The organism is uncultured Allobosea sp., assembly GCF_945957345.1.
In the GTDB taxonomy this organism is placed as follows: domain Bacteria; phylum Pseudomonadota; class Alphaproteobacteria; order Rhizobiales; family Beijerinckiaceae; genus Allobosea.
In genome coordinates, this window is record NZ_CAMFKW010000051.1 from 20671 (window position 1) to 35253 (window position 14583).

The 14583-nt window shown below is 64.0% G+C and carries 13 protein-coding genes; 8 read left to right on the forward strand and 5 right to left on the reverse strand.

Annotated features, from left to right (window positions below; translation table 11 throughout):
• Positions 1 to 258 precede the first annotated feature (258 nt).
• The gene (locus Q0Q36_RS20670) at positions 259 to 567 is read left to right on the forward strand and encodes a PepSY domain-containing protein (RefSeq protein ID WP_293800998.1); all 309 of its coding nucleotides are present in this window, start codon (positions 259 to 261) and stop codon (positions 565 to 567) included.
• Positions 568 to 977: 410 nt separating this feature from the next.
• Here Q0Q36_RS20670 and Q0Q36_RS20675 read toward each other — a convergent pair whose 3' ends face one another.
• Both Q0Q36_RS20675 and Q0Q36_RS20680 read right to left on the reverse strand, forming a co-directional pair.
• A complete protein-coding gene (locus tag Q0Q36_RS20675; RefSeq protein WP_293801000.1) occupies positions 978 to 2315 on the reverse strand; it encodes an ATP-binding protein in 1338 nt (445 codons plus the stop codon).
• Positions 2312 to 2974, reverse strand: a complete 663-nt coding sequence (locus Q0Q36_RS20680) for a response regulator transcription factor (RefSeq protein WP_293801002.1) — start codon at positions 2972 to 2974, stop codon at positions 2312 to 2314. The genes Q0Q36_RS20675 and Q0Q36_RS20680 overlap by 4 nt, the downstream gene beginning before the upstream one ends.
• Positions 2975 to 3117: 143 nt before the next feature.
• Here Q0Q36_RS20680 and Q0Q36_RS20685 point away from each other — a divergent pair, with 143 nt between their 5' ends.
• Both Q0Q36_RS20685 and Q0Q36_RS20690 read left to right on the forward strand, forming a co-directional pair.
• The gene (locus Q0Q36_RS20685; RefSeq protein ID WP_293801004.1) at positions 3118 to 3513 is read left to right on the forward strand and encodes a PepSY domain-containing protein; all 396 of its coding nucleotides are present in this window, start codon (positions 3118 to 3120) and stop codon (positions 3511 to 3513) included.
• A gap of 61 nt (positions 3514 to 3574) precedes the next feature.
• Positions 3575 to 4090, forward strand: coding sequence for a cytochrome b/b6 domain-containing protein (locus tag Q0Q36_RS20690; RefSeq protein ID WP_293801006.1), 516 nt, complete (start codon positions 3575 to 3577; stop codon positions 4088 to 4090).
• Positions 4091 to 4718: 628 nt separating this feature from the next.
• Here Q0Q36_RS20690 and Q0Q36_RS20695 read toward each other — a convergent pair.
• Positions 4719 to 6320, reverse strand: coding sequence for an ATP-binding cassette domain-containing protein (locus Q0Q36_RS20695; RefSeq protein ID WP_293801008.1), 1602 nt, complete (start codon positions 6318 to 6320; stop codon positions 4719 to 4721).
• Positions 6317 to 7759: an ABC transporter transmembrane domain-containing protein gene (locus Q0Q36_RS20700; RefSeq protein ID WP_293801010.1), complete on the reverse strand. Its 1443-nt coding sequence runs from the start codon at positions 7757 to 7759 to the stop codon at positions 6317 to 6319. The genes Q0Q36_RS20695 and Q0Q36_RS20700 overlap by 4 nt, the downstream gene beginning before the upstream one ends.
• Positions 7760 to 8020: 261 nt before the next feature.
• Between Q0Q36_RS20700 and Q0Q36_RS20705 the strand changes: the two genes are divergently transcribed.
• The 5 genes from Q0Q36_RS20705 to Q0Q36_RS20725 all read left to right on the forward strand — a co-directional run bounded on the left by Q0Q36_RS20705 (position 8021) and on the right by Q0Q36_RS20725 (position 13831).
• Positions 8021 to 9595, forward strand: coding sequence for a cytochrome ubiquinol oxidase subunit I (locus Q0Q36_RS20705; RefSeq protein WP_293801012.1), 1575 nt, complete (start codon positions 8021 to 8023; stop codon positions 9593 to 9595).
• A 22-nt stretch (positions 9596 to 9617) separates the two neighbouring features.
• Positions 9618 to 10775, forward strand: coding sequence for a cytochrome d ubiquinol oxidase subunit II (cydB, locus tag Q0Q36_RS20710; protein WP_293801014.1), 1158 nt, complete (start codon positions 9618 to 9620; stop codon positions 10773 to 10775).
• A gap of 24 nt (positions 10776 to 10799) precedes the next feature.
• Entirely contained in the window at positions 10800 to 10928 is a 129-nt protein-coding gene (cydX, locus tag Q0Q36_RS20715) for a cytochrome bd-I oxidase subunit CydX (protein WP_293801016.1), read from the forward strand.
• Positions 10929 to 11776: 848 nt separating this feature from the next.
• Complete coding sequence (locus Q0Q36_RS20720) at positions 11777 to 12625, forward strand: hypothetical protein (RefSeq protein WP_293801018.1); 849 nt, start codon at positions 11777 to 11779, stop codon at positions 12623 to 12625.
• 57 nt (positions 12626 to 12682) lie between these two features.
• Positions 12683 to 13831, forward strand: a complete 1149-nt coding sequence (locus Q0Q36_RS20725) for a hypothetical protein (protein ID WP_293801020.1) — start codon at positions 12683 to 12685, stop codon at positions 13829 to 13831.
• A gap of 280 nt (positions 13832 to 14111) precedes the next feature.
• Here Q0Q36_RS20725 and Q0Q36_RS25135 read toward each other — a convergent pair whose 3' ends face one another.
• The gene (locus Q0Q36_RS25135; RefSeq protein ID WP_367187190.1) at positions 14112 to 14567 is read right to left on the reverse strand and encodes a GGDEF domain-containing protein; all 456 of its coding nucleotides are present in this window, start codon (positions 14565 to 14567) and stop codon (positions 14112 to 14114) included.
• Positions 14568 to 14583 lie beyond the last annotated feature (16 nt).

The window sequence follows — 14583 nt, forward strand, 5'->3', positions numbered from 1 at the left end:
GATCGTCTGCGCGGGATGCGCGATGACGCGTCGATGCCGCAGCGACCTGGACCAGCAAGGCATCCGCTCGGTTCATCGCGCCCTCATGCCAGGGCTCTTTTCGACGTCATTCGTCGCCCATTGCCTGCATCTTCCGCAAAATTGAAAGTTTGTCTGACGCTGACGTGCTTCTGAAGCAAAGCATCGGGAGCCTTCAGCATCACGTCAGCTCGTCCGCATAGGCTTTCTGCATCGACAACCTGAACCGAGGAACAGGCTATGCAGAAGATGAAGGTTATGCTCGCCCTTCTGGCCATGACACCGGCAGCCGCTGCTTTTGCCGAAGATGGATGCAGGAACCCGGCGGAGCCAAGACAATCCCTGGCCGCCGTGTCGAAACTCGCCGATGAATTTGGCTGGGCCATCTCCAGCGCGAGGATCGGAGACGGGTGTTTTCGGCTCCGTGTGACGGATGTTAACGGAACCATCCTGCGGGTCAGAGTGCACCCGGTGACGCTGGAGGTCGTCGGCGGGAAGGTCGAAAAATGGGGGCCTGGCTCCGGTGTGTCCGACGGCAAAGGTCTCTAGGACGGGCGGCTGAGGTGCTCCGGCTCATGGGTCGGCGTCCGCGTTGCGCCGTGTTGATCGGCCGAAACGCTTGATATCGGGCCCGGCAGCTCTCCGGGCCCCGTTCCCGTTGTCCAAGAAGGCCATGGTGTGTCCATGACGATGCGCGATACGCCGGCTGCGTCGTCGGCACATGCTGATCGACGGGCGGGCGGGAATCGTGAATCTGACGTGAGACGAGGTCGGTATGCTCAGGTAGCTGACGCGCGTGATACGACCTGAGAAAGGGCGCAAGGCCGCCGCCCCAAGAACCTCGACCGAGGCCGACACACGCCTGCCAGCGACGATCATTATGAAGGCCCATCAAAATTTCTGCTCAGCTCTGCCGGGAAGCCCGATGTCGGGTGAGCAGCGATGACCTTTTCGGCGAGTCAGGCGAGCCGGCCGATTTGGAGCCGCGCCTCGAATCCGTCCTCGCGTCCCTCCCTTGGGGAGATCAATTCGAGACGGCTGCCGGTGCCGGTGGCGACGGCCTTCGCGATGGCCAGCCCCAATCCGGCGCCTTTCGCCTGTGCGCGGCCGCGCTCGAACGGGTTGAGAAGGGGGGCGAGCAGATCTTGCGGCACAGCCGGCCCCGCATTGGCGACGCATAGCAAGCCGTCTATCGACAACGCCACGCAAACCGGATCAGTCAGCGAGCCGTGCTTCAGCGCGTTCTCGATTAGATTTCGCGTTAGGATCGCGAACGCGTCCGGATCGATGTGGGCGAGCACAGGGGCATCGGGCAAGACCAACTCGATCCGTCCGGCATCGCCTGCGCTGACGGTCAGTTCAGCCACAATCATTCGGAGCAGGGCGCCGGTGTCGACCGGCTCGGCGCTATGAAGACGGCCTCCTTCTGCCCTCGCCAGTTGCATGAGTTTTTCCGAAAGGCCGGAGAGCCGCCGCAATGCGGCTTCGATGTCGAGGGCGCGCTTGCGTGCGGCCGCGTCGGTTGTTTCGATGATCAGTCTCTGCGCCTGCGCCAGGGCGGCCGCGACCGGCGTACGCAATTCATGCGCGGAGTTGGCGGTGAAGCTGCGCTCGGCCTCCAGAGCGCGCCTGAGACGTTCCAGCAGCTGGTTCACCGCCTGAGCGACCGGCCGGATCTCCGAGGGCAGGTCTCCGGCGGCGACCACGGTCAGGTCGCCGGCACCCCGGCGCTCGATCTCGGAGCGGAAGCGCCGCAGACTCGTCATCGACAGGCGCACGACGGCCCATACGCCGATCAAGCTGATGGGCACGATCAGGGCGAGGGGACGGGCCAGGCCGATGAGCACCTGCCATGCCAGCGCTCGCCGGCGGGCTTGCGGCTCGGCGACGGTGATTGTGATCGTGCCCTGCAGGGCGGCGTCCGAATAGAGACGGTGGCTCGGCGTATCAGAGAAGCCCATGCCGCTGAACGGCGGAAAGATCGCCGGGTCGGCTTGATGCGAGCGGAGCAGCAACTGTCCTTCGGCGTTTCGCACCACATAGGTGAAGTGCTCATCATGCTCGCGCATCGTCGCGACGCTCTGGCTGGCCGAGTCCTCGCTGTCGCGCCCGATGATGTCGCGCACCGCCAGCGGCAGCAGGCGTTGCCCGGTTTCCGCGAGCGCGCTGTCGAAGACCTCGTCCATTTCGTGGCGGAGATTCTGGGTGGTCACTGCAGCGGCCAACGCCCAGACCAGCGCGATGCCCAGGCCAAGCCAGAGCGACAGGCGCCATTGCAGGCTTTTCGGCGTGATCATTGCGCGCTTCCCAACCGGTAGCCGATGCCTCGTACCGTGTGGACGACATCGGGGCCGAGCTTCTTGCGCAGGCGGCTGACATGGACCTCGATCGTGTTGCTTTCCACCTCGGCACCGAAGGCATAGAGCCGGTCTTCCAACTGGGCCTTGGACATCACCTGGCCGGGGCGCTGAATGAAGGCCTCGAAAATCGCCCATTCACGCGCGGTCAGATCGACGAGCCGCCCGTTTTGCGCGACCGTTCGTGCCGCCAGATCGATCAGCAGACCGCCAATCTCGACGAGCGGGTTGGGATTGCCGCTGTAGCGGCGGGCCACCGCGTTCAGCCGTGCGGAGAGTTCCGAAAGGTCGAACGGCTTGGTCATGTAGTCGTCCGCTCCCGCATTGAGCCCGTCGATGCGCTCGGAAATCAGGTCCAGCGCTGTCAGGATGATGACCGGCGTGACACATCCCTTCCGGCGCAGGTCGCGGAGGAACGCGACCCCTCGACCGTCGGGAAGCATCAGATCCAGCAGGACCAGATCATAGGCTGCGCTGTCGAGGTGCTCAGTGGCTCGATCAAGGCGGCCGACCCAGTCCACCGAATGGTTGTCGCCGACGATATGGTCGCGCACCGCGGCTCCGAGGATCGTGTCGTCCTCTATCAGAAGAACTCTCATGACGGCGCAATCCCATCTGTCCGAGGCCTATTGCCTATGGAAGCTGTCAGCTTCCTGAAGGGCCGTGACCTTCACGCTTCAGCTACGTGTCAGGAAAGACTGCCATCATTCCGGCTCGTGAACGCTGATCGGGGACAAATGCCATGGTGAAGCCGTTCCGCGTGGGCCTGCTGCTCCTTGCCGTCGCAGGATCGGGTGCCGCGATGGCCGATGACGACTGCGACGTCCCCCTGGGGCGGTGGCAGCCCCGCGAGGCCGTGCAGGCGATGGCGCAGGCACGGGGCTGGCAGGTGGACCGGCTCAGGATCGACGACGGTTGCTACCAGATCAGGGGCGCCGACGAGACCGGGCAACCATTCAAGGTCAAGATCGATCCCGCCACTCTGGAGATCGTCAAAATCAAGCGCAGGAGCCGCCACGATGGCGGCGACCGGCATGAACGGCGCTCCTCCGCCGCCGACGCGGCCGACCCGTCTGGCCCGGCGTCTCCGAAATCTCTGTTCGATCGCAGCGAGCCGCCGAAAGCCACTGTGAAATAGGCGGGCGGACCTCCCCGTCCCGGGGCGCTGCACCCTTCTGCCCAACGTTGGAGAAATGGCCATGTCTGTTGCAACCGCGCGCTATTCGAAAACTCTGGTCGTCATTCACTGGGTAACGGCCCTCGCCGTGCTCGGCGCATGGCTGACGGCAGAGGGCGGCCGTGCGGTGGTTCGGAATCCGCCCTTGCTGCATTTCTGGCTCGGTCTTGCTGTCCTAATCTTGGTTGTTCCCCGGCTGATCCTGCGGCTGGTCGAGCCTGCGCCGAATGACGGCTCGCAGCATGGTTGGCTCGCCACCGGCGCCAAGATCGGCCACGGGCTGCTCTATCTGCTGCTGATCGCCTTGCCGATCACCGGCTGGTACGCCGCCTCGCGCATGGGCGTGTCCGTCTCCTTCCTCGGCCTGCACCTGCCCTCGATCGCGGCGCCTGTGCAGGGACGTCCCGGCGTGATCGCCGAACTTCACGAGAATGGCGGCACCTTCATCCTCATCCTCGCCGGCTTACACGCCCTGATGGCGATCTGGCACCAGCTTGTCCTGCGCGACGGAACGCTGCGGCGGATGACCCTGCGCTGAGAGGGTCTTTCGACTTTCCACCAGTGGAAGGTCCGATGAGATTGGCGGTGGCTAAAACGGTGGTACGAACCACGCTGTGAAACCTGGCAATCGCGAACGTATCTGTCACGGTGTAAATCTTCGCCAGGCTCACACCATCTCGCTAAACGCAAAGCAGCGCCCGTCAGTCGCAAAATAAAGGCGAGGGAGATGATGGTGACCCGTCATTGCCAGGGCAGTTTACGCACTGTCATGCGTATCCCTCCACGTCGATGACCATGCTCTCATTCGCGCCATCCTGGCCGAGATCGTGGCGGATGCTGCCGTCGATGTGAATCGGCACGCGCTCCGAACCCTATATCGGCGCGCGAGCTGACCCCGCTGTCTGCAAGCTTTCGGTCCTGTTATCAGTATGTTGTAGCGAAGTTGTCGGGGTTGGCTTGCATGCCTGACCGGGGTCAAACAGCGCACCGATCTACACATCACGGGATCATCGGCTCTCCGGCCATCCAGTTCTTCCCCAGGCAGGCCGACGATTTCGCCGCGCGGCGCTGCCGGGACCGCTAGGTGGCCCGCATGGAGGAGCTATCGGCACCTGACAGGTTTCTATCGCTGTCCCAGCAGGGCCTCGGATAGCTCACAGGCGGGCTCAATCGAGCGGTAGCTCGATCACGCCCTCCATCGCGATGTGCCGATGGCTTGCGATGACAACGATCTTCCCACGCAGCCGATCGAGCAATCGGGCGATGAGCCGCCTCGCCTGCTCGGCATCGAGATGCTCGGTCGGTTCATCGAGAAGGATCAGCGGCTTTGCAGAAAGCCAGGCGCGCGCCAGGTTCAAGCGCTGCGCCTCCCCCAGAGAAAGCATGCCCTGAGCGATCCACCCGTCGAGACCGCCCGCGTCACGTATTCGTCCGCCGAGCTCCATCGCCTCCAATGCTGCCCAGAGTTCGTCGTCGGGGGCGGAAGGAGCGAACAGGTTCGCCCTGACCGTGTCCGCGAGGATCGCCGCGTCATGGAGGCAGACCATGGCGAAGGAGCGCCGCTCCGACGCCGTTAAAGCGGTATCGTCGCCTTGCAGCGCGTCATCCCCGATCCACCCCGCGATCTGCTTCAGCAGGCTGGTCTTGCCGGCGCCGCTCGCACCGACCAAAATCGTCGGTCGGCCGACCTGCAAATCCAGGGCGAGCGGCTGCTTCAACGGGCGGCCATCGGGTGCCACCCGCTGGAGGGCCCTGCCGTGGAGACGTGACGGCTCGGCAGGGGCCTCCGTCGGCTCGGCAGAAGACGGCGCGCTTTCGGTCCAGCGTGCGATTGCGGATCGCGCGGCGTGCGCGCGCAACGCGGCGACAGCGATCCGCGAGACGCCTTGCGCTGTCTCGCCGAGTGCCAGCCACGAGAAGGCGACGAAAACCGAGATGAGCAGATCACCGCTCCTGGCACCGTCGAGCCATGCCGCGGCGATGGTGCTCGCCGCGGCGACAGGCCCCAGCGTCGAGGCCAGCGCATCCGGCAATGCCTGATGGTGACGCAGATCTTTCAGGCTGAGGTCGGCGCGTGAAAACCCCTGCAGAGCATCCCAGCACAGTCGCGGCCACCGGCCCTCCGCCCGCAAAGGAACGGCCGAATCGAGGATCGCGCCGACCGCCCCCGCTGCGACGCTGTCTTCGGCGCGAATCTGGGACAGAAGGCTGACTCCGTGCCTGGCGCAACGCCGGGTTGCGGCGGCGGCGAGCCCAACCAACCCCGCGATTGGGACCAGCGCCAGCGGTGCGACGAACAGCGTCGCCAGCGAGACCACGGCTAGGCCGACCGCCAGCAGCCCTGCGGGAAAAGTGCTCCGGAGTCGAGTGAAGTCGACGTCTTCGACATCGTCGAGATAATCGGCAAGACGGGCCTGATCGGCAAGTTGCCAGCCGACGGCACGCGTGGCCGGCGCCGCGGCCATGGCGTCGAACAATGCGATACGGTGCCGGGTCTGATCGACCAGCGCCGCCTTGTGGCCGATCAGCCTCTCGCCATAACGCGCCGCCGTGCGACCAATCGCGAAGAGCCGGATCAGCGCGCCGGGCACATGATAGTTGAACGTATAGGCGGCAGCCGAAAGGCCGGCCAGCGCGACCGAGCCCAAGAACCAGGCAGAAAGGCCGCCCAGCAGGAGCCCGCAGAGCAGCGCTGCCAGCGCCAAGGCGCCGGCTTGGCGCCAGAGGCGTGACGACATCCGCTCACGGACCGCTTCATCGGCGTTCATGCCGTACCCTCCAAATCGCACCCGCCCTGCAGATGGACACGTCGATCCGCGAGCGCGATCAGCTCGGGATCATGGCTTGCCACGAGCACGAGACGATGCGCTGCTGCCTCGTGCAGGGCGAGACGGATGGTCCGCGCCGCGACCGCGTCGAGCTTGGCGGTCGGCTCGTCCGCGATGATCGTCCTGTCGCTCAGGAGAGCCCGTGCGACAGCAATCCGCAGCCTTTGCCCCCCTGAAAGATTTGCACCACCGGGTACGATTGGAGCAGCGAGTCCACCGGGCAGCAGCCCATCGTCTAGCAGGCCGAGACGCTGTGCCATCGCGCATAGCCGCTCGGAGGTCGGCGGCGGAATATCGGCGCAGATCGCCTCCGCCAACGATCTTCCCACGACGAGACAGTCGATCGCGATCCAGACGCAATTCGTCGGGTGGTCGACCTTTTCCGCTGCGTCCGTCACGCCGTCCAAACCAGCGAGACGGCGCAGCAACGTCGATTTCCCAGCGCCACTTGGGCCGGTGATGACCACGAGGCCGCGCGAAGGGAGATCCAAGTCCACGGCAATCACGTCGACCGGTCTGGCGGGCGAGCGTACAGGGTCGAGCAGGCGATCGAGCGCCTCGGCAGCGGCGAGCCCTTCGGCCTTGGCATGATATTGCTCCGATAAGCGTCGGAAAGGCGCGAAGAATTCGGGCGCGATCATCAGGATGAAGAGGCTCTGCCATAGTTCGAGCCGCGCGAAACCCGGCAGGGTCGCAAGGCCAAGATGCCCGAGGCCGAGGAACACGGCCAACATGGCTATCGACAGCGACGCGAAGAAATCGATCAGCCCGGCATTGACGAAGGCGAGGCGCAGCACCCCCATCGTACGCTCGGCATAGGTGTTCATTCGTCCGGACAGCTTGTCGGCCTCGATCGCGAGCGCGTCATTCGCCAGGATGGTCGGAAGCGCCCGGATACGATCGGCGAACTGGCCGGCGAGTTGCCGGAATGAGCGCTCCTGTTCGGCCGCGCGCGCCTGCATCGCGCCTCCGACCAACGCAAAGAACACGATCATGACAGGCGTCAGCAGCAGCACGAGCAGGGCCGAGGGCCAGGATACGCTCGCCAGCGCGGCGGCAGCGAGGAGCGGTCCACCCGCCGTCATCGCGACGGCGGCGCGATGACCCACCACCAGACGCGCGACTGCCTGAGGGTGCCGGTGCAGCGCTATGGTCAGGGCGCCGGCCGGCAACGACGTTAGTAACGTCGCCGGCAGGGCCTGCAGCCTTTCGCCCGACAGTGCGCGTAGACCGATCGACACCCGCGTTTCCGCACTGGCCTGACAGCGCTCGGCCGCATACCCCGCAAGAGCGCCTGCGACGATCAGCGGCGGCAATGCGACTATCGACCACAAGGCCGGATCCCCCCCCATCACCAGCCTCCCGACGACGAGTGCCATGCACGCCGCGGCACAGAGGCGCAGGGCGCCCCGCAGGAGCTGCCAGGCGATCAGCCGCCACACCCCGCCTTTGGCTGCCAAACGCCTGCTGTGAAGCGCCGAGAAAGCTGAAATCGGCGGGGCTGACGCCGGCACGTCGCCGGAAAGAGAGCGGTCTGTCATCCGTAATGCATCGCCGGGAAGCAAAGTAGTGGTTGATCCAGATCAGCACGCTGGAGATAAAGCAAATCTAGACTGATGCATCCGAAAGGGACGCATTCCATGGTTGATCCGCTGCTCGTCGACCTCTCCCGCCTGCAATTCGCGCTGACGGCCCTCTACCATTTCCTGTTCGTCCCCCTGACACTCGGCCTCTCCATCCTGATCGCGATGATGGAGACGGTCTATGTCATGACCCGCCGGACGATCTGGCGCGACATGACGAAATTCTGGGGCGTGCTGTTCGGGATCAATTTCGCGCTCGGCGTTGCGACGGGTATCACCATGGAATTCCAGTTCGGCATGAACTGGGCCTATTACTCGCATTATGTCGGCGACGTCTTTGGCGCTCCTCTGGCGATCGAGGGCCTGATGGCCTTCTTCCTGGAGGCGACCTTCGTCGGCCTGTTCTTCTTCGGCTGGGACAGGCTGTCGTCGCGCGCGCATCTCGTCGTCACCTGGCTGATGGCTCTGGGCACGAATTTCTCCGCGCTATGGATTCTGGTGGCGAATGGGTGGATGCAGAATCCGGTGGGCGCCGTGTTCAATCCCGACACGATGCGCATGGAGGTCTCCGATTTCATGGCGGTGATCTTCAACCCCGTGGCACAGGCCAAGTTCGTGCATACCGTCTCGGCTGGCTATGTCTGCGCCGCCACCTTCGTGCTCGGCGTCTCCGGCTGGTATCTCCTGAAGGGGCGGCATGTGCAGCTCGCCAAGCGCTCCTTCGTGATCGCGTCGGCCTTCGGCCTAGCGTCGGCTCTGTCAGTCATCGTCCTCGGCGACGAGAGCGGCTACGCCCTCACCGACAACCAGAAGATGAAGCTCGCCGCGATCGAGGCGATGTGGGAAACAGAGCCGCCTCCCGCTTCCTTCACCGCCATCGGCATACCCAGCCTCAAGGATCGTAAGACCCATTACGCGGTTCATATCCCCTGGGTCATGGGGCTCATCGGCACGCGCTCGTTCGATACGCCCATCCCCGGCATCAACGAACTGGTCCAGCGCGCAGAAGCGCGCATCCGTGACGGGCTGATCGCTTATGATGCGTTGGAGAAGCTGAAGACCAATCGCGACGACGGCGTTGCCCGTGCAGCTTTCAATGTGTCGTCCAAGGATCTCGGCTACGCGCTTCTGCTCAAGCAGTTCGTGGCCGATCCGCGCCAGGCCACCGAACAGCACATCAAGGACGCCGCGTGGTCGACCGTGCCGGGCGTACCGTGGCTGTTCTTTGGCTTCCGGCTGATGGTGGCATGCGCCTTCGTGCTCCTCGGCGTCTTCGCGGTTTCGCTCTGGCACACGATCCGCGAAACTGAGGCTCCGCGGTGGCTGTTTCGCATGGCGCTGCTGGCGATACCGCTGCCGTGGATCGCGATCGAAGTCGGCTGGTTCGTCGCCGAATTCGGCCGGCAGCCCTGGATCATCGAGGGCGTGCTGCCGACCTTCCTCGCGACATCGCAACTCGGCGTCTACAATCTCATCCTGACCATCGCCGGCTTCACGCTGCTTTACGGCACGCTCGCCGTCATCGAGGTCAAGCTGATGCTCGCCGCGATCCGCAAGGGACCCGACGTCGCCGATGTGATTGAGCGGTTCGGACCAAGTCAGCGTCCGATAGCACCTTATCCCGCCGAGTAACCGCGCGCCGGCAAGGAACACGATGATGATCGATTTCCTGTTTTCCTATGAAACGCTGCGTCTGACCTGGTGGGTCTTGCTCGGTGTCCTGCTGGTCGGCTTCGCCGTCATGGATGGCTTCGACCTCGGCGTCGGCGCGCTTCTCCCTTTTGTCGCGAAAGACGATATCGAGCGCCGTGTGGCCATCAATACCGTGGGGCCAGTGTGGGAAGGCAACCAGGTCTGGCTGATCCTGGGCGGCGGCGCGATCTTTGCGGCGTGGCCAGCGCTCTACGCACTGAGTTTCTCGGGCTTCTACCTCGCGATGTTTCTCGTGCTCTGCGCCCTGATTCTGCGGCCGGTCGGCTTCAAATATCGCTCGAAGAAACCCGATCCGCTCTGGCGCGAGCGCTGGGACTGGGCGCTTTTCATCGGCGGGGCCGTTCCCGCCCTCATCTTCGGCGTGGCGGTCGGTAACACCCTGCAGGGCGTGCCCTTCCACTTCACGCCGGATCTGAGGCCGATCTACGAAGGCAATCTCTTCGGCCTTCTCAATCCTCTCGCCATGTATTGCGGCCTCGTCTCCTTGGCGATGCTGGCGATGCACGGCGCGGCGTGGCTGGCCTTCAAGGCCGATGGGCCGGTCGAGGAGCGAGCCCTGAGGATCGGCTCAATGATGGCCCTGCTGACGGCGGCTCTTTTCGCGGGCGGCGGCGTTCTTGTGTGGTTCGGGCTGCTCGGCGGCTATCGTGTGACGTCGCCGATTATCTGGGACGGACCTTCCAACCCCTTGCTGAAGAGCGTCGTCGCAGACCCTACCGCGTGGCTGGCAAATTTCCGCGCTCATCCTGCACTCTGGACCGTTCCGGCCCTCGGCATCGTCTTCCCGCTTCTGGCGGCGATCGGGTTCAGGGCGCGCTGGGAAGGGCTGACCTTTCTCGCCTCCAAACTCGGCGTGGCGATGATCGTGGCGACCGTCGGCGTCGCGATGTTCCCGATCCTGCTGCCCTCCAGCAGCAATCCAAGTCACTCGCTTGCAGCATTCGATGCATCGTCGAGCCGTGCGACATTGCGCAACATGCTGATCGCAACGGTAATCTTCATGCCTCTAATCCTGGCTTATACCGCCTGGGTCTATCGCGTTCTCTGGGGCAAGGTCACCGAAAAGGGCATCGAGGATGCTGGTCACTCCGCCTACTGACCATGCTAAGACAGGAGACGCGCCATGTGGTATTTCGCCTGGATACTGGGGCTCGGCCTTGCAGCCGCCGTGGGCATCCTCAACGCACTCTGGTATGAGCTTCGCACAGTCCGCGAGGAGTCGCAAAATGCGGTCTCGCTGCCGACGCCTTAGGATTTATCCGAGACATCTCCGAGCGGAAAACGGCTGATCTCGCTTCTCGTTCGACATGCTCTTTGATGGCGATAAAGTTCCGCATGGACGCCCCTGCGAAAGTGTGGCGCTGGCCGATGCTGGGTTGGCGTCATCCAAAGTGATGTTCGTGCAGGGATCGCGCTGGGGCAGCTGAACGACTGAGTGTGATCGGCCCGCTTGGCTGCCCCCGGTCAAGCAAGCAACTCCAGTGCTTTACGATACCGATCGGCACCAAGACCCTCGCTGAATTACATACCTCCATCAGCGCAATCGCCTGAAGGGCGAGCCCTGCTGGGTCGCGAGCAGCGTGGACTAAGAGTAAATCCAGCGTTTGGGGGAAGGCTCACCAAGCGGCATAGGTGCCGGCTGAGCGCGTTTGCCGGAGCCCTCCAGCGCTTCGTCGCCGGACGTCAATTGCGATGCGCCGGGAGCTGTCATTTCATGGATAGCAAGATCGTGGAAGCAGGCGCGGTGGCTCTGTCCGGGCAAGCAGGAGGCCGTGTTCAGGAAGAGGTGGCAGGGTGATGCCTCATGGTGTCGGCGTGGCGCGCGGCGCCGATGGCTGCTCACGGCTTCGTGATCATCGCATCAGATGCGCTGGAAGCCATCTCCCGTGAGATCAAAGGGTCCTGATGACAATTTCCGGATTTTCGCCCTTGAAGCCCCTGTGAGGAGCTTCCGGAAGAGTTTTACGCCTGTCGGAATGCCTTCCGCCCCTCAAGAATTGTGGGAATAGTTGATAGCGCACTGTGCTCGATCAAGCCCAAGATTTCCCGTAGAATATGAGCTATTATTCTCCGAATTCAATCCATCGTCGGAGGTGCGTCATGGCCGATTTTAGTACTGCAATCTTGAATCAAGTGCTCGCAGATCAGCGCAAGGCCGCGAGGATATTCCATCGTAGCTGCGCCAGCGAGGGATATAAGAATCTGCGGCAGGCCGCGAGCATCCATCTTCCCGTGGCTTTGCTGGCCGATTTTTCGCTCGCGCTCGGCATCATGAAGGAGGTCGCGACGAAGATGCGATCGCAGAAGGAGATCGATCGCCTGCGTCAGGTCGGGCGGGCGGAGCTCTCTGCGATGGGCGTTGAGGTGATCGAGGAAGAGCGGGTCGACATTGACGTCGCGCTCGACGCGGTCCCCGGGCCCGAGGATGTGACGGCGTTGCTGGCGCTCGGTCTCAAGCGTGCCAGGAAGGATACGGGCGGCCGCCGCTTCGCCGGATCGGGTTCGCCCGCGCTGGTGTCCGCCCTCGTGGGGCGCCTCGGAGGTGCTGTCACCATCATCGGACAGCAGGAAGATAAGCAGACGGACGGCCAGACCGGGACCGTCGTCGAGAATGCCGATGCGATGCCCGTGCCGCCCGTCGCGATGGCCGTGTCGACGGAGCGGGTCGACGGGGGAGCGAAACCTGCCGAAACTGTTCCGGAGGCGTCCCCGGACGTCTCATCGAATGACGCCCCCTTGGGCAGCGACGCGCCGAAAGACCCGCAATTTTCCGCCGTCCCAGCTCCGCGGCCGATGCCGCGCCCCCCGGCTCCGCCTCACTTTGGAGCTTCCGGCGCCAGGAGCGGCCCGCTCGGCACCCATACGCTGGGCGATGGCCCGCGCAACGCCAGCTTCGACATTGGCCGTCGCGGCGAGTTGACGGAGCCGGCTGCGCCAAGATCGGGCTGATCCGTTCAGGTGGCCTCGGCAGCGCAACCCTCGGGCGTGGACTAAGAGGACGCCGCCGTGAAACCTTCCCGCAGGCCGGAAACCGACGCGGCCTATCTCCGCGAAGGCAGGCGCCATCTCGCGCGAGCCCAAAAGCGGCATCCCGAAGTTGCCGATCCGATCGATGCGTTGCTGATCGACGTCGAGACTGATTCCGGTGTGCTGACCCAGAATTCCGTTTCCGTATACCGACAGGAGTTCGCGGCGATCCTGACGGAGCTCTGCATCGAGCAAGGGATATCGGATGAGCGCCGGCAACGGTTTCTCGACAGGGTGAACGCTGCCCTGAAGAAGAGAAAAGGGCGACCTCCCGAACCGCGGACCTCGTCGAAACGACGCCTGGACATTCCAAAAGCCGAAGCGCGACGGATCCTGCGCCGTTTGGCCAGGCGAGCAACTGCCGAAGGGGTCGATAGCCCCGTTCTGGTACTGGGATTGGTCCTGTATTTTGCGCCCCGCGTCGGGTGCCGTCTTTGCGAATGGATAGATGCGTCTATCGAGGGCGAGGACCTCGTCGTCCGGCAAGCCAAGCTGTCCGAGCGGCGGGCGGGTTTTCCGACGCGACGTGTCCTTTTGACCCATATGTCGGCGTCGCAGCGCGAGGCGATTCCGGTTTTGCTCGATCTTCTGGCGTTGGCCGTTGCGAAAGCAGGCAGTTATCGCAAATGGCACAGGGCGGCGGCCGAATTGCTGGCCCGCTCGTGCAAGAAGGAGCAGGTCGAGCGCGTGTCGTTCTATGCGTTTCGCCATATCGCGATCGGTGTCTGGGCCGCTGCGGGACTGTCCCCTTGGCAGATCGCGGCATTGGCCGGTCATGCGTCCATCCGCACGCGGCAGCGTCATTACAATCGCGGTGCGGCCGGCTGGGGGTGGAGCGAAACGCCGGTGCCCGATGTGGACAGGGTTGCGGCGCTCGAACAGCGCGCCAGCTCGCATGCGCCCCAGCGGCACGCAGACGCGACCGAGGGCGAGTTCGTCTTCGAAACGCCGCCGGAGTTTCGGGCCGCTCCGACTCGAGGGCCCGGCACGGGTGCCGATTGGCGGGCCTATGCCGACATCGTCCGCCGTCGCGGTGAGAGCTTGCTGGAGCCGGATGCGGATGAGCCGTCGAAACCGATTGAGGAGACCGATCCGGCCAAGATGCTTCCGCCGACGTTTCGACGTTGAACCGGCCTTGCGCCAGCGGCCGGCGATCATCGCCGGCGCAGCTTCCGGTCGCCCAGATATCTCGCGGCTTTAACGGTGGCTTTGGCCCAATCGGGCGTCCGGTGTTTCAGATCGGACGCTTTTGCAGTTGCTGAGTTTCGATTGGCATCGTGCATCCTCCGCCGAGATGCCGCATCCGACCATCGCTATACCAGCAGTGTCGCGTCACAACGCGGACATTGGGGCATTGGCGCAACCGCTGACTCCCAGCGCCCTCGCTAGGCCAGCATCACATGCCACGTCATGCAGCCGCGTTCAGTCCATCAGCCGGCCAAACACTGACACAGCGGCCGCCCGCTCTTTTTGAAGCATAGAGCGCTTGATCAGCGCGGCTCATAAATTCGTAGGCTCTCTCACCTGGAAGCGCTCGCGCCAACCCCACGGATGCGCCGAGTTCCAAGTGCTCGCCGTCAATGACGAATGGCCGGGCAACCGCCTCGACGATCCGCTGCGCGACGACCTCGGCCTCGGATTGAGGGGCTACGATTACCGCGAACTCATCGCCTCCCAGCCGAGCAACAAGGGAACCGGACGGCACGACTTCGAGCAGGCGGGCTGCTACGGCGCGCAGCAGACCGTCGCCGAAAAGATGGCCGAACCGGTCATTGATCGGTTTAAAGCCATCGAGATCTATGAAGAGTATCGCTGGCAGATTGCGGGGCTCCTTCAGGGCGCGATCGAGATTTTGGAGGAACAGCCGACGGTTCGCTAGG